Annotated in this window: 22 protein-coding genes and 1 pseudogene; 8 read left to right on the forward strand and 15 right to left on the reverse strand. The window is 48.4% G+C overall.

What is annotated here, in order from left to right:
• Window positions 1-71: 71 nt before the first annotated feature.
• A complete protein-coding gene (locus J7I83_RS01440; RefSeq protein WP_215098908.1) occupies window positions 72-1,016 on the reverse strand; it encodes an L-threonine 3-dehydrogenase in 945 nt (314 codons plus the stop codon).
• 462 nt (window positions 1,017-1,478) lie between these two features.
• On the opposite strand from J7I83_RS01440, the gene J7I83_RS01445 reads away from it, so the two are divergent.
• From J7I83_RS01445 to J7I83_RS01455, 3 genes and pseudogenes are all read left to right on the forward strand, one after another.
• Window positions 1,479-2,291 (forward strand): amino acid ABC transporter substrate-binding protein, encoded by an 813-nt coding sequence (locus tag J7I83_RS01445; protein WP_215098909.1) that lies wholly within the window; start codon window positions 1,479-1,481, stop codon window positions 2,289-2,291.
• Complete coding sequence (locus tag J7I83_RS01450; RefSeq protein ID WP_215099084.1) at window positions 2,278-2,979, forward strand: amino acid ABC transporter permease; 702 nt, start codon at window positions 2,278-2,280, stop codon at window positions 2,977-2,979. Before J7I83_RS01445 ends, J7I83_RS01450 begins: the two co-directional genes overlap by 14 nt.
• Window positions 2,980-3,015: 36 nt before the next feature.
• Window positions 3,016-3,761, forward strand: a pseudogene (locus J7I83_RS01455) (amino acid ABC transporter ATP-binding protein).
• Window positions 3,762-4,591: 830 nt separating this feature from the next.
• Here J7I83_RS01455 and J7I83_RS01460 read toward each other — a convergent pair.
• Window positions 4,592-5,704 carry a mandelate racemase/muconate lactonizing enzyme family protein gene (locus tag J7I83_RS01460; protein ID WP_215098910.1) on the reverse strand — a complete coding sequence of 371 codons (1,113 nt, stop codon included), beginning with the start codon at window positions 5,702-5,704 and terminating at the stop codon, window positions 4,592-4,594.
• Between the two features lie 100 nt (window positions 5,705-5,804).
• Between J7I83_RS01460 and J7I83_RS01465 the strand changes: the two genes are divergently transcribed.
• Window positions 5,805-7,010, forward strand: coding sequence for a M20 metallopeptidase family protein (locus tag J7I83_RS01465; RefSeq protein WP_215098911.1), 1,206 nt, complete (start codon window positions 5,805-5,807; stop codon window positions 7,008-7,010).
• Between the two features lie 117 nt (window positions 7,011-7,127).
• Here J7I83_RS01465 and J7I83_RS01470 read toward each other — a convergent pair whose 3' ends face one another.
• The 9 genes from J7I83_RS01470 to J7I83_RS01510 all read right to left on the reverse strand — a co-directional run bounded on the left by J7I83_RS01470 (window position 7,128) and on the right by J7I83_RS01510 (window position 17,544).
• Window positions 7,128-8,318, reverse strand: coding sequence for a glycine C-acetyltransferase (locus J7I83_RS01470; RefSeq protein ID WP_215098912.1), 1,191 nt, complete (start codon window positions 8,316-8,318; stop codon window positions 7,128-7,130).
• A gap of 93 nt (window positions 8,319-8,411) precedes the next feature.
• Complete coding sequence (locus J7I83_RS01475) at window positions 8,412-10,520, reverse strand: immune inhibitor A domain-containing protein (protein ID WP_215098913.1); 2,109 nt, start codon at window positions 10,518-10,520, stop codon at window positions 8,412-8,414.
• Between the two features lie 206 nt (window positions 10,521-10,726).
• On the reverse strand, window positions 10,727-11,860 hold the full coding sequence (locus J7I83_RS01480) for a bifunctional cystathionine gamma-lyase/homocysteine desulfhydrase (RefSeq protein WP_215098914.1): 1,134 nt from the start codon (window positions 11,858-11,860) through the stop codon (window positions 10,727-10,729).
• Entirely contained in the window at window positions 11,857-12,792 is a 936-nt protein-coding gene (locus tag J7I83_RS01485) for a PLP-dependent cysteine synthase family protein (RefSeq protein WP_215098915.1), read from the reverse strand. The genes J7I83_RS01480 and J7I83_RS01485 overlap by 4 nt, the downstream gene beginning before the upstream one ends.
• An 11-nt stretch (window positions 12,793-12,803) precedes the next feature.
• A complete protein-coding gene (locus J7I83_RS01490) occupies window positions 12,804-13,277 on the reverse strand; it encodes an S-ribosylhomocysteine lyase (protein WP_215098916.1) in 474 nt (157 codons plus the stop codon).
• A 12-nt stretch (window positions 13,278-13,289) separates the two neighbouring features.
• On the reverse strand, window positions 13,290-13,925 hold the full coding sequence (locus J7I83_RS01495) for a class I SAM-dependent methyltransferase (protein WP_215098917.1): 636 nt from the start codon (window positions 13,923-13,925) through the stop codon (window positions 13,290-13,292).
• Between the two features lie 198 nt (window positions 13,926-14,123).
• A complete protein-coding gene (locus J7I83_RS01500) occupies window positions 14,124-14,765 on the reverse strand; it encodes a YczE/YyaS/YitT family protein (protein ID WP_215098918.1) in 642 nt (213 codons plus the stop codon).
• 66 nt (window positions 14,766-14,831) lie between these two features.
• Window positions 14,832-15,323 carry a Cys-tRNA(Pro) deacylase gene (ybaK, locus tag J7I83_RS01505; protein WP_215098919.1) on the reverse strand — a complete coding sequence of 164 codons (492 nt, stop codon included), beginning with the start codon at window positions 15,321-15,323 and terminating at the stop codon, window positions 14,832-14,834.
• Between the two features lie 61 nt (window positions 15,324-15,384).
• Complete coding sequence (locus J7I83_RS01510) at window positions 15,385-17,544, reverse strand: DNA topoisomerase III (protein WP_215098920.1); 2,160 nt, start codon at window positions 17,542-17,544, stop codon at window positions 15,385-15,387.
• Between the two features lie 73 nt (window positions 17,545-17,617).
• Here J7I83_RS01510 and J7I83_RS01515 point away from each other — a divergent pair, with 73 nt between their 5' ends.
• Together J7I83_RS01515 and J7I83_RS01520 are read left to right on the forward strand one after the other, a co-directional pair.
• Complete coding sequence (locus tag J7I83_RS01515) at window positions 17,618-17,857, forward strand: hypothetical protein (protein WP_215098921.1); 240 nt, start codon at window positions 17,618-17,620, stop codon at window positions 17,855-17,857.
• Window positions 17,811-18,776, forward strand: coding sequence for a nuclease-related domain-containing protein (locus J7I83_RS01520; protein ID WP_215098922.1), 966 nt, complete (start codon window positions 17,811-17,813; stop codon window positions 18,774-18,776). Before J7I83_RS01515 ends, J7I83_RS01520 begins: the two co-directional genes overlap by 47 nt.
• A 164-nt stretch (window positions 18,777-18,940) precedes the next feature.
• Here J7I83_RS01520 and J7I83_RS01525 read toward each other — a convergent pair whose 3' ends face one another.
• Together J7I83_RS01525 and J7I83_RS01530 are read right to left on the reverse strand one after the other, a co-directional pair.
• Complete coding sequence (locus J7I83_RS01525) at window positions 18,941-19,504, reverse strand: NADPH-dependent FMN reductase (RefSeq protein ID WP_215098923.1); 564 nt, start codon at window positions 19,502-19,504, stop codon at window positions 18,941-18,943.
• Between the two features lie 152 nt (window positions 19,505-19,656).
• A complete protein-coding gene (locus tag J7I83_RS01530; RefSeq protein WP_215098924.1) occupies window positions 19,657-21,480 on the reverse strand; it encodes a cation:proton antiporter in 1,824 nt (607 codons plus the stop codon).
• 146 nt (window positions 21,481-21,626) lie between these two features.
• Here J7I83_RS01530 and J7I83_RS01535 point away from each other — a divergent pair, with 146 nt between their 5' ends.
• Together J7I83_RS01535 and J7I83_RS01540 are read left to right on the forward strand one after the other, a co-directional pair.
• On the forward strand, window positions 21,627-21,809 hold the full coding sequence (locus tag J7I83_RS01535) for an SE1832 family protein (protein ID WP_215098925.1): 183 nt from the start codon (window positions 21,627-21,629) through the stop codon (window positions 21,807-21,809).
• 37 nt (window positions 21,810-21,846) lie between these two features.
• Window positions 21,847-23,412 carry an ABC-F family ATP-binding cassette domain-containing protein gene (locus J7I83_RS01540; protein WP_215098926.1) on the forward strand — a complete coding sequence of 522 codons (1,566 nt, stop codon included), beginning with the start codon at window positions 21,847-21,849 and terminating at the stop codon, window positions 23,410-23,412.
• A 142-nt stretch (window positions 23,413-23,554) separates the two neighbouring features.
• Here J7I83_RS01540 and J7I83_RS01545 read toward each other — a convergent pair whose 3' ends face one another.
• Complete coding sequence (locus tag J7I83_RS01545) at window positions 23,555-25,009, reverse strand: phospholipase D family protein (protein WP_215098927.1); 1,455 nt, start codon at window positions 25,007-25,009, stop codon at window positions 23,555-23,557.
• Between the two features lie 94 nt (window positions 25,010-25,103).
• A complete protein-coding gene (locus J7I83_RS01550; protein ID WP_215098928.1) occupies window positions 25,104-25,640 on the reverse strand; it encodes an RNA polymerase sigma factor in 537 nt (178 codons plus the stop codon).
• Window positions 25,641-25,689: the final 49 nt, after the last annotated feature.

Here is a 25,689-nt window from a genome sequence, read left to right on the forward strand (position 1 = left end):
TGTAGTTTTTCAGTGGCCTCGCATTTGCGGATGGTGTTTTTAAAATTCCAGGCTCTTTTAACGGGATTCACTTAAATGAGTTGAAGCTTTTTTTTTAATTTTTCCAGCATATCGAAAGTCATCGCATCCAAATCATAAGACGCCTTAAAGCCCCATTCCGATTTGGCGGCTGAAGCATCAATACTGTCCGGCCAGCTATCAGCGATTTCCTGTCTGGCTGGATCGACTGCATAAGACATCTTGAAATCCGGGATGTGCTTGCGGATCGATGCCGCGATCTGCTCGGGCTCGAAGCTCATGGCAGTTACGTTGAAAGCATTCCGGTGAATCAGTTTGGCAGGATCTGCTTCCATCAAATCAACGATGGCTTGCAATGCATCCGGCATGTACATCATGTCCATATAAGTGCCTTCTGCAATATAAGATGTGTAGCTGCCTTGTTCGATCGCCTTATAGTAGATGTCGACCGCGTAATCGGTCGTGCCTCCGCCAGGCTTTGCTACGTTTGAAACTAATCCTGGAAAACGTACGCCGCGTGTGTCGACGCCAAACTTTGTATGGTAATAATCACATAATAATTCACCGGCTACCTTATTGACACCGTACATGGTGGTCGGGCGCTGCAGCGTGTCCTGTGGTGTGTTCTTTTTAGGTGTTGATGGGCCAAATGCGCCAATGGAACTAGGTGTGAAAAATTGCATGCCGAGCTCACGAGATGCTTCGAGCGCATTTACAAGGCCGCCCATGTTCAGGTTCCAGGCAAGAAGGGGGTTTTCTTCAGCAGTCGCCGACAGCAAAGCTGCCATGTGGACCATTGTATCCGCTCCAAAATCCTTTGCCAGATCGTGCATTCTCTGTGCATCTGTTACATCCAAAATTTCAAAAGGACCTGATTGATCGGCCGCCTGGCGGATATCTGTCGCCAATACACTGTCATTGCCATAAATGCCGCGCATTTTCCCGACAAGCTCCGACCCTATCTGTCCTAAAGCACCTGTAATCATAATTCGTTCCATTTTCAACACTCCTTTTCTCCACAACATTTGTCCTGTCTAAAAACACAAAAATAAGCTTATAAACCTTGTTAATTTAACCTTTAATATTAAGCTATTATAAGATGTTCTCTTTAAAAACACAAATACTTTTTAAAAAAAGATTAAGCAGAACCGTATTCCATTTAACAAAGCTTCCCATATTCATGCATAAACAGTGGATGTCCAAAGAATGGAAATATCGCAATCATTTTGTGTTCACTTCATTTGAGACTGTCGGATAAGCATGCTATAATAAACCAGCTTCGTGATTCCACTCAGATTGAACGGCTATTTTTCCTTTTTTTAATTTTTAAACCTACTATTCCAGTTGGTTAAAAAGGCTTTATTATTAAATTAATTATTTAAGGAATAAAAATAAGGGGTATAGACATTCAAGAAGGAGTCTCAAAACAAAAAATTATAAAAAAGTAGAGGAGAATTTTTATGAAGAAATTTGGTTTAGCGTTTTTATTATTGATGGCAATGCTGGTATTGGCGGCTTGCGGCGGCGGATCCACTGAAGAAGATCCAACAACGGATGATGCAACGGAAGACGATCTATTGGCTAAGGTTCAGGAAGAAGGAACATTGGTTATCGGTACAGAAGGAACATATCCTCCTTTCACTTTCCATGATGCGTCAGGTGAATTGACTGGTTTTGATGTCGAAATCGCGCGTGAAGTAGCAGAGCGCCTTGGCGTTGAAGCGGAATTTCTTGAAACGCAATGGGATGCCATGTTTGCTGGATTGGATGCTTCCCGTTTTGATATGGTCGCCAACCAGGTCGGGATCAACCCGGAACGCCAGGAAAGCTATGATTTTTCAGATCCGTACATCACTTCCACTGCAGTCCTGGTAGTTGCTGAAGATGACACTGAAATTCAAAGCTTCGAAGATTTAGAAGGCAAATTGTCTGCACAGTCTTTGACAAGCAATTATGCTGAAACTGCAACTTCATTTGGGGCCGAGCTTGAAGGCGTCGAAGGATTTAACCAAGCAATTGAATTATTGAACTCTGGTCGCGTCGATGCGACAGTCAACGATAATTTGACAGTTTTGGATTTCCTGAAACAGCGCCCGGATGCACAAGTAAAAGTTGTTGATGAATCTGAAGATGCTGCACAAAGCGGATTGTTGTTCAGACAAGACAGTGGCGCAATCGTGGATGAAGTTAATCAGGCTTTGGCTGATATGATCGAAGACGGCACATATGATGAAATTTCAGAAGAATGGTTTGGTGAAAATGTACTTGAATAGTATTTTCTCGGATCCGGTCAGAATGGAACGGCTTGCGGATATTGCGCAATCCTCCTTTCTTCCATTAATCGAGGCAACGATTCAATTCACTTTGCCTCTTTCGATCATTTCCTTTATTTTCGGATTGGTGCTGGCGATTTTAACAGCTTTGGCGCGGATTTCAACGGTTAAGATTTTTCAGATTATCGCCCGGATCTATGTTTCTATTATCCGGGGAACACCTTTACTGGTTCAACTGTTCATCCTGTTTTACGGATTGCCGACGCTCGGCATCACGATCGATCCATTTCCAGCGGCAGTCATCGGTTTTTCGCTGAATGTCGGGGCTTATGCTTCCGAAGTGATCCGGGCAGCCATCCTGTCGATTCCGAAAGGGCAATGGGAGGCCGCCGATACAATTGGCATGTCCTACACACAATCCCTGCGGCGCGTCATTTTGCCGCAGGCGTCACGTGTTTCTTTGCCTCCCCTTTCAAATACGTTCATCAGCCTGATTAAAGATACATCGCTTGCATCTCTTATCTTAGTTACGGAGATGTTCAGAGTTGCCCAGCAAATCGCCGCGACCAATTACGAATTCTTGCTGTTGTACGGCCAAGCGGCCTTGCTTTACTGGGTCATTTGCTTTGCCTTGTCACTCGTTCAAGGAAGGCTCGAAAATCGCTTTGACCGCTACGTTTCCAGATAATAAAAGCAGTTTACTGATTGCAGTAAGGAGTCCTATATGATTTCCATCAAAAATTTGCATAAAAAGTTCGGCGACCTCGAAGTGTTGAAGGGCATTGACGCAGACGTCCAAAAAGGACAGGCCATCGTCGTTATCGGGCCATCCGGTTCCGGTAAAACGACATTCCTGCGCTGCCTGAATACATTAGAGACACCAACTTCCGGTTCTGTGACAATCGACGAACAAACCGTCGATTTTTCCAAATCCTTGTCAAAAAAGCAGATCATGGCTTTTCGAAAGCAATCGGCTATGGTTTTTCAGCATTACAACCTATTTCCTCACATGACCGCCCTTGAAAACGTCATGGAAGGTCCAGTCACTGTCCAAAAACAGGACAAAAAGCTGGCCAAAAAAAAGCCGAACAGCTGCTGACGAAAGTCGGGCTCGGCGAAAAAATTAACGAATATCCATTCCAGCTGAGCGGTGGCCAACAGCAGCGTGTAGGCATCGCCCGTGCGCTGGCACTCGAACCAAAAGTCATGCTGTTTGATGAACCGACTTCCGCCCTCGATCCCGAACTGGTCGGCGAAGTGCTGCAGGTCATGAAAGACCTTGCCGCCGAAGGCATGACGATGGTCGTGGTGACACACGAAATGCGCTTTGCCAAAGGCGTCGCGGACGAAGTGCTGTTCATGGACGAAGGACGCATCGTCGAACGCGGCAAGCCCGAAGACATCTTCAATCATCCGACAGAAGAACGGACCCAACGTTTCCTCAGTTTGATCCAGGATACAGATATCTAAAGAAAAGCGGAGGCGCCCATGTAGGTCCGACGGGCATAAGACGCGCTGGCGAAGCGGCGTTCTTTGCCGCACAGCCAGAGTGGCTTATGACCCTAGGGCCTGAGCGCTGGAGTCTGGACAACAACGAAAAGCGGAGGCGCCCATGTAGGTCCGACGGGCATAAGACGATCTGGCGAAGCGGCGTTCTTTGCCGCACAGCCAGAGTGGCTTATGACCCTAGGGCCTGGGCGCTGGAGTCTGGACAACAACGAAAAGCGCAAGCGCTCATGTAGGTCCGACGGGCATAAGACGCGCTGGCGAAGCGGCGTTCTTTGCCGCACAGCCAGAGTGGCTTATGACCCTAGGGCCTGAGCGCTGGAGTCTGGACAACAACGAAAAGCGCAGGCGCCCATGTAGGTCCGACGGGCATAAGACGCGCTGGCGAAGCGGCGTTCTTTGCCGCACAGCCAGAGTGGCTTATGACCCTAGGGCCTGGGCGCTGGAGTCTGGACAACAACGAAAAGCGCAAGCGCTCATGTAGGTCCGACGGGCATAAGACGCGCTGGCGAAGCGGCGTTCTTTGCCGCACAGCCAGAGTGGCTTATGACCCTAGGGCCTGGGCGCTGGAGTCTGGACAACAACGAAAAGCGCAAGCGCTCATGTAGGTCCGGCGGGCATAAGACGATCTGGCGAAGCGGCGTTCTTTGCCGCACAGCCAGAGTGGCTTATGACCCTAGGGCCTGGGCGCTGGAGTCTGGACAACAACGAAAAGCGCAAGCGGCTAAACACTAAACCCTGCTTAAGCATAAAAACTCGCAGCCCCAAAAGGGACTGCGAGTTTTTTACTGTCATTATTCAATAACACAGCTCTTAACCGTCAATTTCTCCAGTTGCGCCTGGTCCACTTCCACACCCAACCCGGGTTTTCCAGATAATAAGACGTAAGGATGCTGATAGGTCAAGTCCCCGATTTCTTCGCTGAAGAGCAGTGGACCGGTCAATTCTGTGCTTTCGATATTGATGCGCGACATGGCGACGTGATAGCCTGCCGCTGAACCGACGGATGATTCCACCATGGAACCGATTTGGCACAGCATTCCCGCTGCTTCAGCGGTCTTGGCCATCTGCGCAGCGTGGAAAATACCAGCACATTTCATCAGCTTGATATTGATGACGTCGGCCGCCTGCAGCCGGACGATTTCCAGCAAATCTTCCATCGATTGGATGCTTTCATCAGCCATGATTGGAACTGCTGTCTTCGAGCGGACCTCGGCCAGTCCACGGATATCTCCCATGCGAATCGGCTGCTCGACCCAGGCAATGTTGGCCCCTTCGAGCTGTTTGATTGCCGCTACGGCTATGCCTGGGGATTTCCATCCTTGATTTACATCCACCCGGATTGGCATGTCTCTGCCGACCGCTTCACGAACAGCTAAAATCCGGTCCACATCTTCCTGTGCCTCTCCCTTGCCTACCTTCAGCTTTAAGGAAGCATAGCCCTTTTCTACGGCACTTTTTGCTTTCGCTGCCATGACTTCAGGCGCTTCGATACTTAGGACTTTAGGGTAATCCAGGTGAGCAGTCGCCTGTCCCCCAATCAGATTGTAGACCGGTTGGCCGACCGCTTTTCCCATCAGGTCGTAGCAGGCAATATCCACAGCGGCTTTTGCTGCTGAGTTTCCTGCCATCAACGCATTCATTTTTGAATGGATAGCTTCGATATCGAATGGACTCATCCCGATCACGGCAGGCAGGAACAATTCCTTCAGCACTTCAAATGCTGAAGTAAAGTATTCTCCTGTAACATGCTCATCCGGAACCGCCTCCCCGTAGCCGATCAAGCCTGAATCCGTTTCCAATACGACAATCAATGCCGGCATATCCGGATAAGTCGCATAGGAAATGATAAACGGCTCGTTGAGGGGAAATCTTACTGCATGCAATGACGCTTTTGTGATTTTCATTTGACAGCCTCCAATAAATTTAACTTCCTGTATACTTATACTATAGTGAAATTCAGGACTGATTGGTATTATATTTTGCATCTAAAGGAGTTTTAGGCTAATGAAATTCATTGAGCAGATTGAATCGCTGTATGAGGAAATGGTGGAAACAAGAAGGCATTTGCATATGCATCCCGAGCTGTCGCATCATGAAGTCGCAACTCCGGCTTTTATTGCAGACCGACTGGAAGAGATGGGCGTGGAAGTCTGCCGCGGAGTTGGCGGGCGCGGCGTCGTCGGGACGATCCGCGGCGGCAAGCCTGGGAAAACGATTGCGTTCCGGGCCGATTTCGACGCCTTGCCGATCGATGACCAAAAAAATACCCCCTATAAATCCACCGTACCAGGCGTTATGCACGCCTGTGGGCACGATGGACACACTGCCGCTTTACTGGGCTTCGCCAAAGCCATGATGGCCATTCGGGACCAATTGCCCGGCACCATCAGGTTGATCCATCAATTCGGTGAAGAACTGTCGCCCGGCGGTGCACGTGCGATGATCGAGGATGGCTGTCTGGACGGTGTTGATGCTGTTTACGGTGCTCACCTGCAAAGCAAAATGGACAGCGGCCGCATCTATGTCCGTGACGGCTTTCTGCAGGCTTCTGAAGACACCGTCAAAATCATCGTCTACGGCTCCGGAGCTCATGGCGCAGAACCGCATAACGGCGTCGATCCAATTTTGGCAGCCAGCCATATCATGGTGGCGCTGCAATCCATCGTCAGCCGAAACGCCGATCCGCTGAAAGAACTGGTCGTCTCCATCGGCAAATTCCATGCGGGCGACGCCGACAATGCCATTCCTGGAAAAGCCGTGTTGGAAGGCACCATCCGCGTATTTGATCCCGAGCTGCGCAAGCTTGCCAGCCAGCGTCTGCGGACCATAGTCGAAAACGTCGCCATCGCGATGGGCGCCACGGCTGAAGTGATCATCGAAAATGGCTATGATGCGCTCTGGAACCATCCAGCCGAAACTGAGCGGGTCCGTAGCGCAGGGCGGGAAGTTTTGGGTGAAGAAAACGTTGTGGAAATCGATCCAGTCATGCCGGTCGAGGATTTCACTTATTTTACACAGGCAAAGCCCGGCGCCTACTTCTTCGTCGGAGCAAAAATGGCAGACAGCGGTGCAGTATACCCGCATCATCACGAAAACTTCGATTTTAATGAAACCGCGATGCTGGTGACGGCGAAAATGTTTGCTGCGATTTACTTTGAGGCGCAAGGATTGCCTATCGACAGTATTCCGGCTGTTTTGGACAGTATTTGAGGCAGTTTGGACAGTATTCGCCGGAATTGGACTGTATATCGCCACATTCGGACTGTATAGTTTATATCTGGAAATAAAAACACGCCGGGCAGCATGCGCCCGGCGTGTTTTCGTCTATTACTTGATGACGCCTAATTCTTTGCCGACTTTTTCATAAGTCGCAATAGCTTCATCTAACATTTCTTTCGTGTGGGCAGCTGTCGGCATATTGCGTACGCGTCCAGTACCTTTTGGAACGGTCGGGAAGACGATCGACTTGGCATAGACGCCTTCATCGAACAAACGCTTGGAAAATTCCTGCGTCAGCTTTTCGTCGCCGATAATGCAAGGTGTGATTGGCGTTTCAGAATGGCCAATATCAAAGCCCAGTGCATCCAGGCCTTTTTTCAGGTAATCGCCATTGTCCCATAGTTTATCGTGCAATTCTGTTGAGTCCATGATCATCTGGACCGCTGCTGTGATGGCCGCCACGTCGCCTGGAGTTACCGCTGTCGAGAACAGGAATGGACGTGAACGGACTTTCAGCCAATCAATGAGGTTTTTCTTGCCGGCTACATAACCGCCGACAACGCCGACCGCTTTAGACAAAGTGCCCATTTGCATATCGACTTCTTTTTCAAGGCCGAAATGCTTAACGGTGCCTTTTCCTTTGCCCGTAACGCCTGAACCGTGTGCGTCATCCACATACGTGATCAAGTCGAATTCTTTGGCGATTTCCACGATTTCCGGAAGCTTGGCAATGTCGCCGTCCATTGAGAAAACACCATCTGTGATGACCATGACTTTATTGTAAAGGCCTGATTCTGTCGCTTCTTTCGCTTTCAGGCGCAGATCTTCCATATCGGAATGCTTGAACGCAATGATTTTCGCTTTGGACAACCGGCAGCCGTCAATGATCGATGCATGGTTCAATTGATCGGATAGAATCGCATCGTTCTTGTCCATTACCGCCGAAATTGCTGCCATGTTGCAGTTAAAACCGGATTGGTAGGAAATGGCCGCTTGTGTTCCTTTAAACTCAGCCAACTTCTCTTCCAATTTCACGTGCAGATCAAGCGTACCGTTGATTGTCCGGACCGCTCCTGCGCCGACACCGTATTTATCGATGGCGTCTTTTGCCACTTGCTTCAAATCTTCGTTGGTCGCAAGCCCCAAGTAATTATTTGAAGAAAGATTGATCAAGTCTTTGCCGCGTACTTTGATGATGGCGCCGTTTGGCCCTTCAACCGGATCAATTTCATTATATAGACCCTGCTCTTTTAACTCTGTTAAGTTTTCATCTAAAAATGCATCTAGTTTTTTTGACAATGTCCTCTTCCTTTCACAAACGAAATTCTCTATCCATCTTAACATACGGCCATTTTTTCCAAAAGAAAAAGCAGACCGAGGTCCGCTTTCAACTTATTTATTGGCTTTAGCTTTTTTATTGCCTTTGTTTGGGTTGTCCTGTTTGTAAAGCACTTCGTACGTGAATTCTTTCGCTTCCCGTTGCCCTTCTTCAGCAGCGTAAGAGGTGATCATTTTGACATTGCCTTCACGAAGAACCTGTTGAAGGTCCAGCGCCTGTTTTTCCGTCACGTTAAATGGATCTACGTGGAAGACGCGCTCTTTGCCGTTTTTCTTGGTTTGGATAAATGTTGTTGTGAAGTTCACGTATTCACCTTTCAATTGGCCCAATGACTGGAAAGCATCTGTTGAAGTGCCGTCCGCTGTGAAATCACCTAATTCAATGTTTTTGATAAACCAGCCTTTATCGTTATAGCCCCAGTCCGTCAAGTTCCGGAATGACACCAATACATCCTGGCCAGCATATGCTGAAAGATCGAATGTTTCTGTAGACCAATCCAGCTTATGACCAGTAAAACCTGGCACACTTTCCTTGATAGCCGGGTAACCTTCTTCCACTACGTCACTGCGTGTGTTTTCATTTTCAAGAGAAGTCCATGTTTCCCCATTGTCAGTGGAAACCTGAACTACGGCATAATCCCAGCCTTCTTCAATATCGTAATAATGGTCGAACGTCAGCGCCGGGTTGTCAGCTGGAACTGTTGCTCCAAAGATCAATGCCTGGTCGGCTTCGTCGCCATTGTTTGCGTGCAATACCTGTTCAGAAGCATCTAGTGGGTTTGCAGCGGTTTTCCATTGCAAAGGAAGGAAATCGACGCCGTCAAATTCCAAGCCGCGGACATCCTTGCCGAAGTTGAATTCTTTAAAGTCGCCGCCCCATGCTGGAACGCCTTCTTTTTCAAAGGTCTTCGCTTTTTCAAAGTCTACCGTTTTGCCGCGTACGTCACCCTTTGTGCCGACTGGCAGCTCGCGCAGGTCAATACTGTCGAAATTGTAGTCGCTGCTTACTTCAGTGTTGTCCAAAGTCAAAGCGGTCATGAAGTCCTGATAGACTTCAGTAAAGGTTTTATTTGTGCCATAATCCTGAAGCAGTTTGTCGACGCTCGCCATTCCCTGGCTGTCGCCGTCGGTTGCAAGTTCACGGATAAACTCCTTGCCGAATTTATCGTACATATAAAGAGTGAACAGGTAAGTTTGGCCGTAATCTGCAATTGTTTCAGGTCCAGTTGCTGCTGTTCCATGCTCATCCCAGTTTACTAGCGAGTTTTCCGGATGATCCAAATAGAAGTTGATTGAGCCTTCTCCGTGGCCATAACCGCCCAAGTATTCAGAGAATGTCGACATGCCTTCATTCAACCATGTTTCTTCAGAAGGATCATTATCCGCTTGGATCAAATGCTGCAATTCGTGGATTGTTGTTCCGAAGAAAGTGCTCTCCAGACGTGTTTCCCATGAATTTGTATCAATTGTGATGATGTTGCGGTCTGTGTAGTTTTCAAGTGTCTGCCAGAAAAAGCCGGCAACAAAAAATGGATAGCTCGGGTTGTTCCACCCCTCATCCTGCACGTTATCAACCAGCATGATGACTTTGTCTGATCCTTCGTAATAGCCGTCAGGAAGGCCGACCATTCCAGGAAGCGGCGAACTGGATCCATCCAATACATCTGGTGTTCCGAAGAAATCCGTCGCTACCGGATAGATATTGCTGTCGAATTCAGCAGTCAATTTATCCACTTGAGCTTGTGTCACTACATCAGCCGGTTTTGGGTTATCTGGTCCATAAGCCAGGTCATTCGCTACCCAGATTTCCACATTGTCGCCCTCGCTGCGCAAGGTGAAATCTTTAAATTTCAAATTACGGTTTAAAAATTTCTTCGTTCCGCCATCGTATGTAAATGTCCCGTCGGCTGCCGCTTCAGACCCTTCGTCTGTCACGTCATCAGCCTGCGCTTTTATCTTTTTATCCGCTTCTTTTTTGAAATTTGCGTCCTGCGTCAGTTCATTCAGGCTTTGATCGATATCGATCCGGTCCCCGTATCGCTCACTGTTCCAATCGTTCACTGATGGCACTGCTTCGGTTGGTGCCGCTGCAGCTGCTGACGCGAATAAAGATAGGGTTAACGCACTAGCCGATAAGATTGATACCCATTTGCTGTTCTTCATATTGCATCCCCTTCCAAACTGTCAGAATATTGTTTCTTTGGAAATCTTACCATGACAGAATAATCAGAAGAATAGGGGAAAAGGTATATTTCGAGTTACGAAATTACAGGTAATAAGATTTATTTTTTTATCCTTCTTTTAGTTGAAAAGAGTTAGAAAAAGGAAGAAGAATAAGAAAAAACCGCCCATTATAGGCGGTTTGTCACTTATTTTAACCCGTTTTGCAGATCTTCGATCAAATCTTCCACATCTTCGATCCCGACTGAAATTCGGACAAGCCCTTCGACAATGCCCAGTTCGCCGCGACGTTCGATAGGAATTGAAGCATGGGTCATTTGTGCCGGTACGGAAATCAAGCTTTCCACCGCACCCAGGCTTTCAGCCAACGTGAAGTATTTGAGCTTCGCCAGTAATTCTCCAGCTTTTTCTTTGCTGCCTACATCAAATGAAATCATGCCGCCAAAACCAGTTGCCTGTTTCTGCATTAATTCGCGTCCTGGGTGGCTTTCAAGGCCAGGATAAATGACTTTCCCAACCGCTTCATGCCCTTCCAGGAACTCCGCGATTTTTTGTGCATTGGCGTTGGCTTCTTCCATGCGCAAGCCCAATGTCTTCAATCCACGGATCAGCAGCCATGAATCCTGCGGCCCTAAAATGGCACCGATGGAATTCTGGACAAAATGGACCTCTTCAGCAAGCTCTGCTGAATTGACAACCACCAGTCCGGCGACGACATCACTGTGCCCGCCGATGTATTTTGTCGCGCTGTGTACAACAATATCCGCACCCAAAACAATCGGGTTCTGCAGGTAAGGCGTCATGAACGTGTTATCGACAATCGTCAGCAGGCCTTTCGACTTGGCGAAGGCTGCGACCGCTTCAATATCCGTCACTTTCAACAGCGGATTGGTCGGTGTTTCAATGAAAATCGCTTTTGTATTTTCTTTGACCGCCGCTTCCACTTCCGCCAAATTCCCGGTATCGACAAATGTGAATTCCAGGCCGAAACGGTTCAATACTTTATTGATGACGCGGTAGGTTCCACCGTAGACGTCATCTGTCAGAACAACATGGTCTCCTGCCGAAAACAGCATCATGACTGATGAAATGGCTGCCATTCCTGAGCCGAACGCAAAGCCGGCGTGGCCGAATTCCACATCCGCAATCAATTCCTCGAGTGCATGGCGCGTTGGATTGCCCGTTCGTGAGTATTCGTACCCCTTGAATTTGCCGACCGCTTCCTGCTTGTAGGTGCTGACCTGATAAATCGGTGTGGATACGGCGCCAGTCGCTTCATCTCCAACGATGCCGCCGTGAATTAATCTTGTTTTTGGTTTCATTGCTGATCCTCCTCAAAACTTCTGCCATAAATATTTTGGCTCATATAACGCTCGCTTGAGTCAGCGAATACGGTCACAATATGGCTTCCCGGTTTTGCAGCTTCCGCTTCCCGAAGCGCGGCCACAAAAGCTGCGCCTGAAGAACTTCCTACCAACAAACCTTCGTTCTTCGCCAATTCCCGAACAGCCATGAAAGCTTCCTTATCGGTGATGGTGTGGATGGCTTCGAAATAACGGTCATCCATATAATCCGGCAAAAACTCCATCCCGATGCCTTCGGTCAAATGTGGTCCTGAGGGTCCGCCGTTCAAGATTGATCCTTCCGGTTCCACGATAACTGTTTTAATGGCCTCATTTTTGGATTTCAAGTAACGCGCTGTGCCCATGAAAGTACCGCCAGATCCTGCACCGGCGATAAAGACGTCAATTTCGCCGTCCAATGCTTCCCAGACTTCCGGTCCAAGCGTCCGGACATAGGTTTCGGGATTTGCGGGATTGGAAAATTGGGAAGGGGAAAATGCTCCCTCCGCTTCCACCAATTCTTTAGCTTTGGCGATTGCGCCTTTGATGCCTTTGTCGGTCGGCGTATTGATGACTTCCGCTCCCAGTGCACGCATCAGCCCCTGTTTTTCCTGGCTGAATTTTTCCGGCACCACGAATTTCACGTGGTAGCCTTTTCCGATGGCAGCGATGGCCAGGCCGATGCCGGTATTGCCGGCTGTCGGCTCAATCATCGTACCGCCCGGTTTGAGAACCCCGCGCGCTTCTGCATCTTCGATCAACGAAACGCCCAAACGGTCTTTGACGCTGCCGCCGGGATTAAAATACTCCAGCTTGGCAAAAATGCGGCAGCCGTTCGGGATCTCGCTGTGTGTCAGTTCCAGCAATGGCGTGTTGCCAATCAACTGCTGAATTTCGGTAACATAGTTCATCGTTATTCTCCTTAGATCGCTCTATCCGCGAAGATTTGGCGCCATTGGTCTTTTTTCGCCAGCATTTCACGAGCCAGTTCTTTTGCACCTTCAAGGCTGTGGCTTGCTGCCCAGCCGCATTGAACTTCATTGCAGGCCGGTACTTCGTCTGCTTCGATAACGTCTTTTAATGTGCTTTCCAAAATGCGCAGAACATCCTCATAGTCATCGTGGTTAATAAGGGACAGGTAAAAGCCGGTCTGGCATCCCATTGGCCCGATATCCACAATGTCATCCGAATGGTTGCGGCTGTGTTCAGCCATCATATGCTCAAGAGAATGAAGCCCAGGCATATCCATATGTTCCTTGTTTGGCTGCTTAAAGCGGATGTCGTATTTGCGGATCGTATCGCCTTTAGCTCCAGTTTTTTCCCCTGCCAGACGTACATACGGTGCTACTACTTTTGTGTGATCCAAGTTAAAGCTTTCAACATTCATTTTTTTCATCCGAATCGCTCCTTATTTTTTAGTTGCGTCAATCAGAAATACGTAATTGTTCATCTTCGACAATTTTACCGTAAATCCTGCATCCATGGCCAGTTTTTCCATGACAGGAACCGTCGTGTAATATTCACGGTTCAAGTCCTCTACTAGATTAGCATGACCTCTTGTTTCTTCAAATGCAACGATTTCCTTTTTGGCTCTTTCTGAAGCAAATAGGGTATCAGCGAAAACCACTTTGCCGCCTGCGGGCAATTGCTCCGCGTAAACCTGAAAAGCCTGGGCTTTCTCCGCATCCGTCAAATGGTGAAAGGCGTAGGAGCTGACAAAGCTTCGCGGCGCAACCCCTGATTCGAACTCCAGAAAATCTCCATCAATGAGAGTCAAATCGGCAATTTTTTCTGCCGTCACTCTCCGCATCGCTTCGTTCGGTTCGACCCCGACCACTTCCAGGCCACGGCCCAGAAGTTTTTCAGTCAGGTTGCCGGTGCCAACACCGAATTCCACTACAGGTCCAATCGCTGCATCGGCAACCGCCTGTAGAATTTCGTTATATTTTACGAATACGTCCTTGTATTCTTCGTCTTTTCCGCTGACTGAATCATCATAGGTATGAACCCACTCATCAAATATTTCTACAAATTCCCTTCCCATAAAAATACCCCTTTTCGTTCATATTCAATAAAACCAATAGATTTACTAGGCTTTATTTTCATCATATCAGAATCGGGGATTCAATTACAGCGATTGGGTTCCGAATTCACATTTTTCACGACTTTCGGCATAGCCCTCACCGGAAGCTAGGCAAAGAACACCCGTCTTCCAGCTTCGCTTAGACCTCAGGCGCGCTGCTTAAATTTTGAGAATCGGCGGAACATCTTCTTTTTTGCTGATGAGCGTTACCAGCAGTTTTTCAAATTGCGGCAAAGAAACTTGCACAATCCTACCGGTCAACAAAGCGACCGCAATCGTACCGACACCAACGGGTCCGCCGAGCAGCCAGCCGAGCAAAGCCACGCCCACTTCGATGCCTGCACGAACAACGCTGATGCTGAGCCCGGTTTTGTTGACAACCAGCATCATCAGGCTGTCCCGCGGCCCTGCACCAATTTTCGGTGACACGTATAAGCCGACGCCATAGCCCGATACGACAATACCAGCTGATAAAATCAGGATTTGCCCGACCAGCGTCTCGATATCCGGAATGAGGAAATTAAAGATATCGATGAAGACACCAACCAGCAGCATGTTCAAAAAGGTACCGATCTGCGGGATTTTCCTTGTAAAAAAAGCCGTGCTGGCGATCAGTACAAAACCGGCGATGACAGACCAGGTGCCGATGGTCAACCCGAAATTCAAGTATAGCCCGACGTGCAGCACATCCCACGGGCCGATGCCCAGTTTGCTGCCTTTGATGGTCATGGTAAAACCGAGTGCCAGAACAACCAATCCGACAATAAAAAACAACCAGCGGTAAAACAGCGAACGCTTCATCCAAATCCTCTTTTCTTCTATTGTGATATGAAAAATCCACCCATTCAAAAAGAATGGATGGAGGCTTTATTGACTTGGCGCTGTCAACTCAGCAAACTGGCCGTTTGTCACAGCCATCAATTCAGCGGGAGCCAGTTTCAGCTGCATGCCGATTTTTCCGGCGGAAACGATCATTTCAGGCAATTGCTCAGCTTCGGCCGAAACAAAGGTCGGAAACGGCTTTTTCATTCCGACAGGTGAACAGCCGCCGCGGACATAGCCGGTCAGTGCCAAGATGTCCTTAACGGGGGACATCTCAATTTTCTTTTCGCCTGCCGCTTTCGCCGCTTTTTTCAGATCAAGTTCCTCCGCAACTGGAATGACGAAAACATATGGTTGTTTCGATGCCCCGATCGCCACCAGTGTTTTATAGACAAGTTCGACAGAAGCGGCGATTTTTGCTGCAACAGAAACGCCATCCACTTTGCCATCGTCGGTGCTGTAATAGAGCAGTTCATAAGAAATCTTCTCTTTGTCGAGCATGCGTGCTGCATTGGTTTTCGCAATTTTCTTAGCCATGGCGATTTCTCCTTGCCTCGAAACTCTTTTTTCACTGCATACCATTCAGAGCGTCGGGATTCTATTCGGTTTGTCCCATTAATTTTTTCAGCGCATCGGCCATCGCACTGTTCTGCGGTGCTTCATCCTGCTGATTCAAGTATTTATTGACGTCCTTTTTATTGGCTTTGGACTGGCCGGATTTTTTGCGTTTTTCAAAGGCCGACAGTTTCTCCCGGTGCCCGCATTTGCAGACGAAAATCTTGCCGTCCCCTTCGCCCTGCATCTCCAACTTTTTATGGCAGTTCGGGCAGCGCGCGTTGGTCTGCATTGCCACATTCTTTTTGTAGCCGCAGTCGCGGTCCTGGCAGACATTCATTTTGCCGCGCTTGCCGTTGACTTCAAGGAGCGGCTTGCCGCAATCCGGGCACATTTTTCCGGTGATGTTGTCGTGCTTGAATTTCTTATCGCTCTTTTTGATGTCCGATACCGATTTCTCAGCAAAAACAATCATTTCTTTTATAAATTCTTCTTTTTTCAGTTGTCCTTTGGCAATTTTGGTCAATTGCTGCTCCCAATCGGCTGTCAGTTTCGGCGACTTTAAGTCTTCCGGAACAAGCTCCAGCAATTGGCGGCCTTTTGATGTAATCGTCAAGTCCTTGCCTTTTTTCTCAATCAGGAACGTATTGAACAATTTATCAATGACGTCGGCACGTGTTGCAACCGTTCCAAGGCCACCCGTCTCGCCGAGTGTCTGGATCAGTTCTTTCGATTCGCCGCTCATGAACTGCGCCGGATTTTCCATGGCGCCCAGCAGCGTTCCTTCATTGAAGAAAGCAGGCGGCTTCGTTTTGCCGTCAGTCAGGGCGATGCCTTTGATCGTCAGCCCTTGGCCATTTTCAAACGGCGGCAGCGTCGTATCGTTGTCGTTGTCTTCATCTTTGTAAATGCGTTTCCAGCCTTCATTGCGGATCGTATTGCCTTTTGCCTGGAAAGTTTCTCCACCGGCAGTCAGTTTGACGGTCGTTTGGTCGTATTCATACTGCGGGTAGAACACCGCGAGGAACCGCTTGACGATCATGTCGTATAGTTTGATTTCTTTGTCGGACAGATCATGCAGCGGCGGCGTTTCCTCTGTCGGAATGATGGCGTGGTGATCGGAAACCTTGGCGTCGTCAATGACCCCTTTTTGCGGTGCCACCGGATTTTTCAGGATCATCGCGGCCAGGCTGCGGTAAGGTCCCATCTGCACGGCTTTGACGCGGTCTTTCAACGTATCGCGCATGTCACTCGTCAAATGCTTGGAGTCGGTCCGCGGATAGGTGACGATTTTGTAGCGCTCGTACAGGTTCTGCAGCGTGTTGAGCGTCTCTTTCGCCGACCAGCTATAGCGCTTGTACGCTTCTTTCTGCAGTTCGGTCAAGTCGAACAAAGGCGGTGCCGGCTGCCGTTTCGGCGTGATTTTGATGTCTGTCACCGTACCTTCATGCGTGTTCTGGAGTTTCGTGAAGAGGCTGTCAACTTTATCCTTGTCGAAGGATTGCGTCGAGTTGCCATCCGTCCAGGTAAATGCAGCCTTGTCAGTAATCGCCTGCATGCCATAATACGGTTTGGGCTGGAAATTGCGGATCTGCTGTTCACGTTCGGCAATCATCGCAAGCGTCGGCGTCTGCACGCGGCCAGTCGACAATTGCGCATTGTATTTGACGGTCAAGGCGCGTGTCGCGTTGATGCCGACGACCCAATCCGCTTCCGCGCGTGCCACAGCTGCTTCGTATAGATTCTCGTAAGCGCGGCCGTCTTTCAAGTTTTGGAAGCCGTCTTTGATTGCTTTGTCGGTCACCGACGAAATCCACAGCCGCTTTACTGGCTTGCGCGTATTCGTCTTCTCCAGAATCCAGCGTGCCACCAGTTCGCCTTCGCGCCCGGCGTCTGTCGCGATGATGACTTCGTTGACATCGCCGCGCTGCAGCTGCGATTTGACGGCATTAAACTGCTTCATCGACTGCTTGATCGGCACCAGCTTGAACGGCTTTGGAATGATCGGCAGCGTGTCCATCTTCCATTCCTTAAAGTCGTTGTCGTATTGCTCCGGCTGCGCATGTGTCACCAAATGGCCAAGCGCCCACGTGACGATATACTGCTTGCCTTCCAAGTACCCGTTGCCTTTTTGTTCGCATCCAAGAACACGCGCAATATCGCGCGCCACGGATGGCTTTTCTGCTAAAACTACTGATTTCATTTGGATTCACCCTCATTTCTGATGTGATTATTGTAACATTTTCTGCGGATGCTGGCTTTTTGGAGGGGTTTTTGTGGATTGGAAAGTATTTAGCGTCCAATGGAAAGTAAATTCATCTTATTGGAAAGTATTTATAGGCTTTTGGAAAGTATATTGGCCAAAACAGAAAACATTTCCAAATTTCTTCCAGATGTCGCGAAATAGTATTGCTGCCGCCATGAATTTGCGCTATATTGGGAGCAGATTTATAAAAAGGAGAGGGTCCATTGATTTTAAAAAACCGCAACAAGCCATCAGAAATCTTCCAACTTGAAAGTCTGATCCAACGCACCCCAACTGTCCATCCCCAATATCTCTACTGGACCGAAAAACTCCGCCGCATCACCGCCGGCTATCACGGCGAACTGCGCGTCGACTCCCTTTGGCACGAAATCGATCTCCCTTTGCCGCATTACTTTATCCACGACTTATTCATTCAAAAAGAAAATTCTTCCCACCAGATCGACAGCATCCTGATCACCAGCCGCTTTGTACTGGCACTGGAAATCAAAAGCATTTCCGGTCTGCTCAATTTCGACCCTCAACTGCGGCAATTTTCCCGCACCAATAAAGACGGCAGCATCGATGGCATGAACAATCCGGATGACCAATTGCGCCGCCACGAAAAATGGATGGAACGCTTTTTATCCGATCAGCGGATAAAACTGCCAGTCATCGGCGCCATTGTCTTCACGTACCCTTCATCTGTCGTCCAGTCACGCGCTGGAAACCGCATCATGATTCAGGCATCCGGCATGCCCCATTTAATGGAGCAACTGCTGGAGAAGCATCCCCTAGAGATTCTATCCAAGAAGAAAACGGAATCGCTGGCCCATAAATTGCTGGAGCTCTGCTCAATAAAACCGCTTGCGCCTTTGGGTCTTTCATCTTCATTTATGAAAGGGATATTGTGTCCTTGCTGCTCTGTACTTCCATTGAAGTATCGCCGTGGAAACTGGCGTTGCGAAACTTGTGCCCATCGAGATCCGATCGCTCACTTGACCGCGCTGGCTCAGTACCGGACTTTGGTGAAAACGACCATCAGCAACCGGGAATTTCGTGATTTTACTGGAATCCATTCTTCTACTACCGCCTCCAAGCTGTTGAAATCTACGAATATGCCTTTTAGCGGCAGCTATAAAGATCGAATTTATTCCATTCCTGAACTTATTGGAGGTGCAGAAAGTAATTAGGACCTAGTGGAAAGTATTTTTCCCTTTACGGAAAGTATTTGCCCTCTAACAGAAAGTATTTTCGCCCAAATGGAAAGTAAGCTCTCTTTATGGAATAAAAAAATTTTTTATTCAAATAAAAACCAAAAAAACCTCCCACACAGGGAGGTTTTTTTCACAATCAATCATGGATTATCCAGCGTTTCCTTCGACAAATGCTTGCTCATCTCGGCATATTGCACAAAGACGCGTGCCAGCTCGCGCAGGCGGTTGTGGACGTCTTCGTTGATGATGGTGTTTGCTTTGTCGAAATGGCTGGTGTGTGTGTAGACGTAGTTCGGCGTCACCAGGCAGCGGAAGTAATCGAGAATCGGCTTGAGCTGGTTTTCGATGACCAGGTGATGCTGATAAGTGCCGCCGTTCGCCACGATCGATACCGGCTTGTAGCGCATTGTGCGTGGATGCAGCATATCAAAGGTGTTTTTCAGGACTCCTGGGATCGACCCCTGGAAAATCGGCGACGCGATGATGTAGCCATCTGCGTCTTCAAAGCGGCGAACGATTTCCTGCATGCTGTCGTTGTATTCATCAAGCGGCCGGCCATCGACAAACTGGTGGTCGTAATCGACCAGCTTTAAAATCTTCAATTCCATTTCAGGAGCGAATTCTTTAATATAGATCTGCACCTGCTCCAAGATAGCGCCGGTCTTGCTCCCGAGAATCGTTCCGTCTACTAATAAAATCTTCATAATCCTATGTCCTCCTCAAAATGCGTAAGATACCCGTCAGTTGTATGTGCTAATCCGCATCACTGCAAGCAACTCCCACAATGATCCGTTTGTTTTCATCATAACAAACCCTGTTTCACAATACGCATTGAAAAGCTTAAGAGCGAATGATTTCATTCTTTAGGCTGAGCGGCGAGCTTGAAGCGTTTGTTTTCCAATCGCTCTTGTGTCCGGTCCGACTGGCGGGTAGGTGAAGTGAAGCTGATAACGGTGTCTCCCGCTTTCGGCTCGAGCTTATTGTTTTCAGCGAAAAACTCAATCTTGCCTTGTGGCCGCTGGACAAAGAGCGGAATCGTATCATCCTTCCATTTTTCCTTGAAATCCTCGTAACTGAATTGCTCCGTCAATTGTGTCTTGCGTATCGTGTAGCCTTGTTCTGCTTTCATCTCCAGCTCATGGATGTTCCACTTGTCCCCAAACAAAGTCCGTCCGCTTAAAGAAGAGTGGAAATCGGCTGGGTCACCCTCGTGGATCGCCGTCTGGTAGAGATTTGCACGGCCCAGTTCAGGGACGAAATTATTGACGACAAGTGCATTATAGGAATCCGTTTCAGTGGCGACAATCATCGTTTCGTATGCCGTCATTTCCACTTCATAGTCGGTATGCTCTGATAAAATTTCACCTGCATAAGTCGTCAAGCCAACTTGGCGTGCTCCCTGCAGACGGCCCCATGAAGGATCCACAATCATGACGTTTTTATTGAGATCAGCCAGCGTTTCGCCAAGCTTGGTCGCGAACCGGCTGGCCCCAACAATGATGATGCCCGGATCGTCTGATGTTGCAAGGCCGAGCTTTCTCCCCAGCCAACCAATCGTGAAGCCGTGCGCCACGACCGTAGAAAAGACTAGCGCAAAGGTTAGAGCGGTCAGCAATTCCGCGTCCGCGAAGCCCGCATCAAGCAGCACCCCGGAAAAATAACCGGAAACCGTCAAGGCCACGATGCCGCGCGGCGCAATCCAGCCGACCAGTGTTTTTTCCTGAATCGTCAGGTCGGTGCCGATCGTCGACAGCCAAATGGACAGCGGCCGGACAATGAACAGCGTCGCCAAAACGAATGAAATGATTTGCCAGTTGAAGATTTCAATCAACACTCCGAGGCTTAAAGAAGCAGTCAGCATGACGAAAATACTGGAAATCAGAAGAACCGAAATATTTTCCTTGAAATGGCGCATGTCGTTGATTGAGGCGATGTTCATATTGGCCATGATCATGCCCATCGCTGTAACTGCCAGCAATCCTGTTTCATGCATCACCATATCCGACACGACAAAGGTCAGCAGGACCACGCCAAAAACCATCGGCGCTTTCAGAAATTCGGGCACCTGCCCTTTCTCGAACATCAGCCCCATCAAGCCCCCTGCACCTGCACCAAGTGCTACTGCAAATAAAGAAGCCAGGAAGAACAGCCCGAAAGCTGCAGCTGTTTCATCGCCAATGGCGAACAGCACGAACTGGAACGCAAATAAAGCAAGCAATGCACCGAACGGATCCACCACAATGCCTTCCCACTTCAGGATGGCAGCCGGACGTGTTTTTAATTTTGCCTGCCGAAGCAACGGCAGGATCACGGTTGGCCCGGTCACGATAAACAGCCCGCCAATGACAAATGCCACCGCCCACGATAAACCAGCGATATAATGTGCCGCCAGGGAACCGGCAATCCAGGCGATAAACGCACCAAGTGTGACAATCCGCAAGATCGGCTTGCCGAAGGTGCGGATTTCCTTGAAGTTCAAGTTCAAGCTGCCTTCAAAGAGGATAATGGCTACTGCTAATGAAATGAAGGGATTGAACAGATCTCCAAAACTTTCAGCAGGGTCAATGATCCCCAAAATCGGCCCGACCAGGAGTCCGGCAATCGACATTAATACGATGGCAGGAAGCTGAAGACGCCAAGCAATCCATTGAGAGAGCACTCCCAGAAAAATAATGAGCATCAAGTCGAATAATAAGGTGTCGATGGCATGTCACTTCCTTTTGTTCTTTTTTGGAATTATACAGGTTTTATATATTGAATGAAAATCGTTTAAGATTCAACTTTTGTGTTTTTGTGTTACAATGATAGAAAATTAAGGGTGATTTTGTGAACAAGCAGGAATTGGAATACGCAATTACTGAACTTAAGATGAATTATGCCCACCATCAAGGCGATATCGAAAAGCTTGAAGCGACTGGACACGGCGGCATGGTGGAAAAAGCAGAATTGCGTTTGGAAAAAATGGAACTACAACTAGCGGAATTAAACCAAAAACTCGCGGATCTGTAACCGCGATTTTTTTTATGATAATGGAGGAATTTATTAAATGAGTTTATTGACAGTAGAAAATTTAAGCCACACGTTCGGTGACCGGACACTTTTCAACGATGTATCATTCCGATTGGTCGAAGGCGAGCATGTCGGATTGGTCGGAGCCAATGGCGTCGGGAAATCGACGATGATGAATATTTTAACGGGCAAGATCATCCACGATGATGGGCGCGTTGAATGGCAGCCACGGACGCATTATGGTTATTTAGACCAGCACACGGAGCTGCAATCCGGACGCACAATCCGCGAAACCCTTCAGGACGCGTTCCTGCCTCTTTATAAGAAAGAAGCGGAATTGAACGATGTCGCCATGCAAATGGGCGATGCCGATCCTGAACGACTGGAAGAGCTGCTTGAGCAGATGGCGGAAGCGCAGGACGCTTTGGACGCTGGAGATTTTTACACCCTGGACGGCAAAGTGGAAGAGATTGCACGCGGCTTAGGCCTTGACGCCATCGGACTTGAACGCAATGTTGAAGCCCTTTCCGGCGGGCAACGTACAAAGCTGTTGCTGGCTAAACTGCTGCTTGAAAAGCCGAAAGTATTGCTTTTGGATGAGCCGACCAACTACCTGGATGAAGAGCATATTCAATGGCTCGTCAATTATTTGAAAAACTATCCGCATGCATTCCTATTGATTTCGCATGATACGGAATTCATGAGCAGCGTCACCAGCGTCATTTTCCACTTGGAATTTTCACGTCTGACGCGCTATACGGCCACTTACGAAAAATTCATCGAACTTGCGGAATTGAGCAAGCAACAGCATCTGGATGCCTATGAAAGACAGGAAGACATGATCAAGAAGACCGAGACCTTTATCGCAAAAAACAAAGCACGCGCTTCTACAACCGGCCGTGCCAAGTCGCGCCAGAAACAGCTGGATCGCATGGATCGCATCGACAAGCCGGAAGTTGCGGCAAATCCGCAATTCGCCTTTAAGGAAACACGCAGCCCGAGCCGTTACGTCGTTGAAGCGGAAGCCCTTTCCATCGGCTACGAAAAACCGCTCCTGCCGCCATTGACCTTCATGATTGAACGCGGCGAAAAAATCGCGCTCGTCGGCATGAACGGTGTCGGAAAATCGACCCTGCTGAAAACCATGCTTGGCAAAATCAAACCGCTTGACGGCGATGTTCTTCGCGGCGAGTACTTGACGCCTAGCTATTTCGAACAGGAAGTCAAAGCACCGACCCATACGCCGCTTGATGAAATCTGGGCCGCTTATCCAAGTATGGATCAGGGCCAGGTACGTGGCGCCCTTGCCCGTACCGGATTGAAGAACGAACATATCTCGCGTCCGATGACACAGCTGAGCGGTGGCGAACAAGCTAAAGTCCGTCTCTGCAAATTGATGATGGAAGAAAGCAATTGGCTGATTTTCGATGAGCCGACTAACCATTTGGACATCAATGCAAAAGCTGAACTGAAACGCGCGATGCAAGCTTATAAAGGCACCATCGTCCTGGTAAGCCACGAACCCGACTTCTACGAAGGCCTGGCAACGAAGGTCTGGGATGTTGAAGAATGGATTGCAGCCGGCAAAACGGTACAATCATAAAAATAAATTAAAAAATGCCTCTTCCAGTTTTCCGGAAGAGGCATTTTTTAGGCTGTCGAGAAACATCTAACAAGCCGTGGTTTTCCGAAGCTTACCGCGGTCTCGCGTCCGCCTGAAGCGGAATGAACGCGTGAAGAATTTTTTAATAAGTCGTCAATTTAAACAGTTTTTGGAATCCGTAGATTCCGCGCTGCCAGAATGTGAAATCATCCTGGAATTCTTCGGTGTCCAGCGTGTAGAGGGCATCTTCATTGTCCCATAGCCGGTCAAAATAAGTCTCCATGTCCCCGGTCAACTCACTATCGTTCGGCGCCACAATCCGGATATTGCTTTCTATGTTGTAATCATTGAACGCCCGCTCCGTGTAATTGGTTGAGCCACCTGAGATGACTGTTTCATCCGGTGTTTGGATCATGATGGATTTCGTATGGAATTGCCCGACGACCGCATTATACCAGCGTACCTGCAGACGATCTTCCGTCTCTGCCAGCATCTCGTGGACCACCGGCCGGTTCGGCAGACCTGTCTTTTCGGTACCAAAGGCATTTTCGTTGGCATCCAGGATCAGTCGGACATCCACTCCCCGCTTGACGGCGTCCGTCAAGGCATTCACGACGCTGCTTTCAGAGATGTAGAACATCGCCAATTGGATGGTGTCGCCTTTTGCCGTTTTCTCAATATCTGACAGCAAAGCATCCAGCACTTTCCGTTCGGTCAGGTATTGCACCTGGTACTCTCCCTGTTGTTCAGCTGCTTCGATTCTGGGAAGGTCCGGTCCGCCCGAAAATCTGGATACAGCTTCTTCCGCTTCAAGAATGTCATTTAACACAGGCCCACTGACTTTAAAGGCCATATTGCCATGCAAGCCACTGGCATTGTGGGGATTCGCCGAACTGATTATTGCCTCATTTTCCGTAATGACGGCTTTTCGGTGATTGGCTTTAATGTTCAGCATCTTCAAGTAAGAGGATACCGTTAAGTCAGGTGCATCGCTCGACATTCCGTTCGGCACCCAGCCTCTGCCGCCAGCGTCAAACCACTGAAAAATCACGCGGTAAAATCCGGAATAAAGCGGCATGGAGTCGCGCAGCTTGTCCAGGTCTGTAATGATGACCTCGACTCCCTCGTCTTCAAGCGTGCCCAGGAATTGATTTTCGTAGGAACCGTAGCCAAAATTCAGCGGATCGGTAATAAAGTAGATGGGAAAATCCGGATCTTCTTCTTTTTTATCCAATAAATGATTGGTCAAGGTTTCCGATATTGCCGGATAATCGATGTCCTGATCGTTGTAATTATCAAAAAGGAAAAGATCGATGACGATAAATTCTTCCGCTTCATCAATCATATCGTAAATTTCATTGAATATCCGCAATTCACTTTCTGTGTCCGTACCTTCTTTATCTTGTGCATAAGATAAGTCATAAATCATTTCGACGTCCTCGACTGTATGGAGGTCTCCGGCGCTTGAAATACCTTCAGGCAAAGGCTTGAAAGTCTGCCAGACGATGACCACAATATACAGGAATGCCAGAATGCCAGCGGTGCCTATGACAATCCGCCTTCTTCTGCTCCAATCCTGAAATTTTCTCTTTTTCATGTGTTTCCCCCCCTCCTGTTCATTATAACCAGTCAGCGAATAAAATCTTTATAATTTTACCCATAAAAAAAACAACCGGAAATCCGGTTGTTTTTTAAGTCGCTACAACGTATTCACGCGTCCGGTCGTCTTCCATCAGCATGTCTTTTAATCGCTGTTTGCCGCGGAACAAACGGGATTTAACCGTGCCGATCGATACTTTCATCGCATCCGCAATTTCAATCAACGAATATTGATGAACATAAAAATAAAGGATGGTCGTACGGTAAATGGCATCCAATTCTGAGATCTTGTGGCGGATCATAACCGACACATCCTGTTTTTCCAGCAGTTCAGCGGGAGCCGCTGAATCAGAAGGAATCAGATCAAGCAGCGATACATCCAACCCTTCCGGCTGTTGAATCAAATGCTTGCTGCGTCTTACATTTTTGCGGTAACGATCACGGAACGTATTCATACAGATTGTTGTCAGCCATGCCTTCACATGATCCACTTCTGCAATCGAAGATTCATAGCGTACGACTTTCAGCCAAACTTCCTGCATCAAATCTTCCGCTTCAGCTTTATTGCGTGTCAGTTTTAAACATAAATGATAGATGTACCGATTGTATTCTGTGTATAGCGTTTCCATGATCGTGCCCCCGTCCGTCCTAGTTGTCCGGCAAAGCCATATTGGCTTT

The organism is Planococcus sp. ISL-110, assembly GCF_018613575.1.
GTDB lineage: Bacteria > Bacillota > Bacilli > Bacillales_A > Planococcaceae > Planococcus.

Bases quoted from the DNA above. Each gene is read 5' to 3' on its own strand.
- J7I83_RS01440 (WP_215098908.1), bottom strand. From the start codon at position 1,016: ATGGAACGAATTATGATTACAGGTGCTTTAGGACAGATAGGGTCGGAG.
- J7I83_RS01445 (WP_215098909.1), top strand. From the start codon at position 1,479: ATGAAGAAATTTGGTTTAGCGTTTTTATTATTGATGGCAATGCTGGTA.
- J7I83_RS01450 (WP_215099084.1), top strand. From the start codon at position 2,278: ATGTACTTGAATAGTATTTTCTCGGATCCGGTCAGAATGGAACGGCTT.
- J7I83_RS01460 (WP_215098910.1), bottom strand. From the start codon at position 5,704: ATGAAAATCACAAAAGCGTCATTGCATGCAGTAAGATTTCCCCTCAAC.
- J7I83_RS01465 (WP_215098911.1), top strand. From the start codon at position 5,805: ATGAAATTCATTGAGCAGATTGAATCGCTGTATGAGGAAATGGTGGAA.
- J7I83_RS01475 (WP_215098913.1), bottom strand. From the start codon at position 10,520: ATGAAGAACAGCAAATGGGTATCAATCTTATCGGCTAGTGCGTTAACC.
- J7I83_RS01480 (WP_215098914.1), bottom strand. From the start codon at position 11,860: ATGAAACCAAAAACAAGATTAATTCACGGCGGCATCGTTGGAGATGAA.
- J7I83_RS01485 (WP_215098915.1), bottom strand. From the start codon at position 12,792: ATGAACTATGTTACCGAAATTCAGCAGTTGATTGGCAACACGCCATTG.
- J7I83_RS01490 (WP_215098916.1), bottom strand. From the start codon at position 13,277: ATGAAAAAAATGAATGTTGAAAGCTTTAACTTGGATCACACAAAAGTA.
- J7I83_RS01495 (WP_215098917.1), bottom strand. From the start codon at position 13,925: ATGGGAAGGGAATTTGTAGAAATATTTGATGAGTGGGTTCATACCTAT.
- J7I83_RS01500 (WP_215098918.1), bottom strand. From the start codon at position 14,765: ATGAAGCGTTCGCTGTTTTACCGCTGGTTGTTTTTTATTGTCGGATTG.
- ybaK (WP_215098919.1), bottom strand. From the start codon at position 15,323: ATGGCTAAGAAAATTGCGAAAACCAATGCAGCACGCATGCTCGACAAA.
- J7I83_RS01510 (WP_215098920.1), bottom strand. From the start codon at position 17,544: ATGAAATCAGTAGTTTTAGCAGAAAAGCCATCCGTGGCGCGCGATATT.
- J7I83_RS01525 (WP_215098923.1), bottom strand. From the start codon at position 19,504: ATGAAGATTTTATTAGTAGACGGAACGATTCTCGGGAGCAAGACCGGC.
- J7I83_RS01530 (WP_215098924.1), bottom strand. From the start codon at position 21,480: ATGCTCATTATTTTTCTGGGAGTGCTCTCTCAATGGATTGCTTGGCGT.
- J7I83_RS01540 (WP_215098926.1), top strand. From the start codon at position 21,847: ATGAGTTTATTGACAGTAGAAAATTTAAGCCACACGTTCGGTGACCGG.
- J7I83_RS01545 (WP_215098927.1), bottom strand. From the start codon at position 25,009: ATGAAAAAGAGAAAATTTCAGGATTGGAGCAGAAGAAGGCGGATTGTC.
- J7I83_RS01550 (WP_215098928.1), bottom strand. From the start codon at position 25,640: ATGGAAACGCTATACACAGAATACAATCGGTACATCTATCATTTATGT.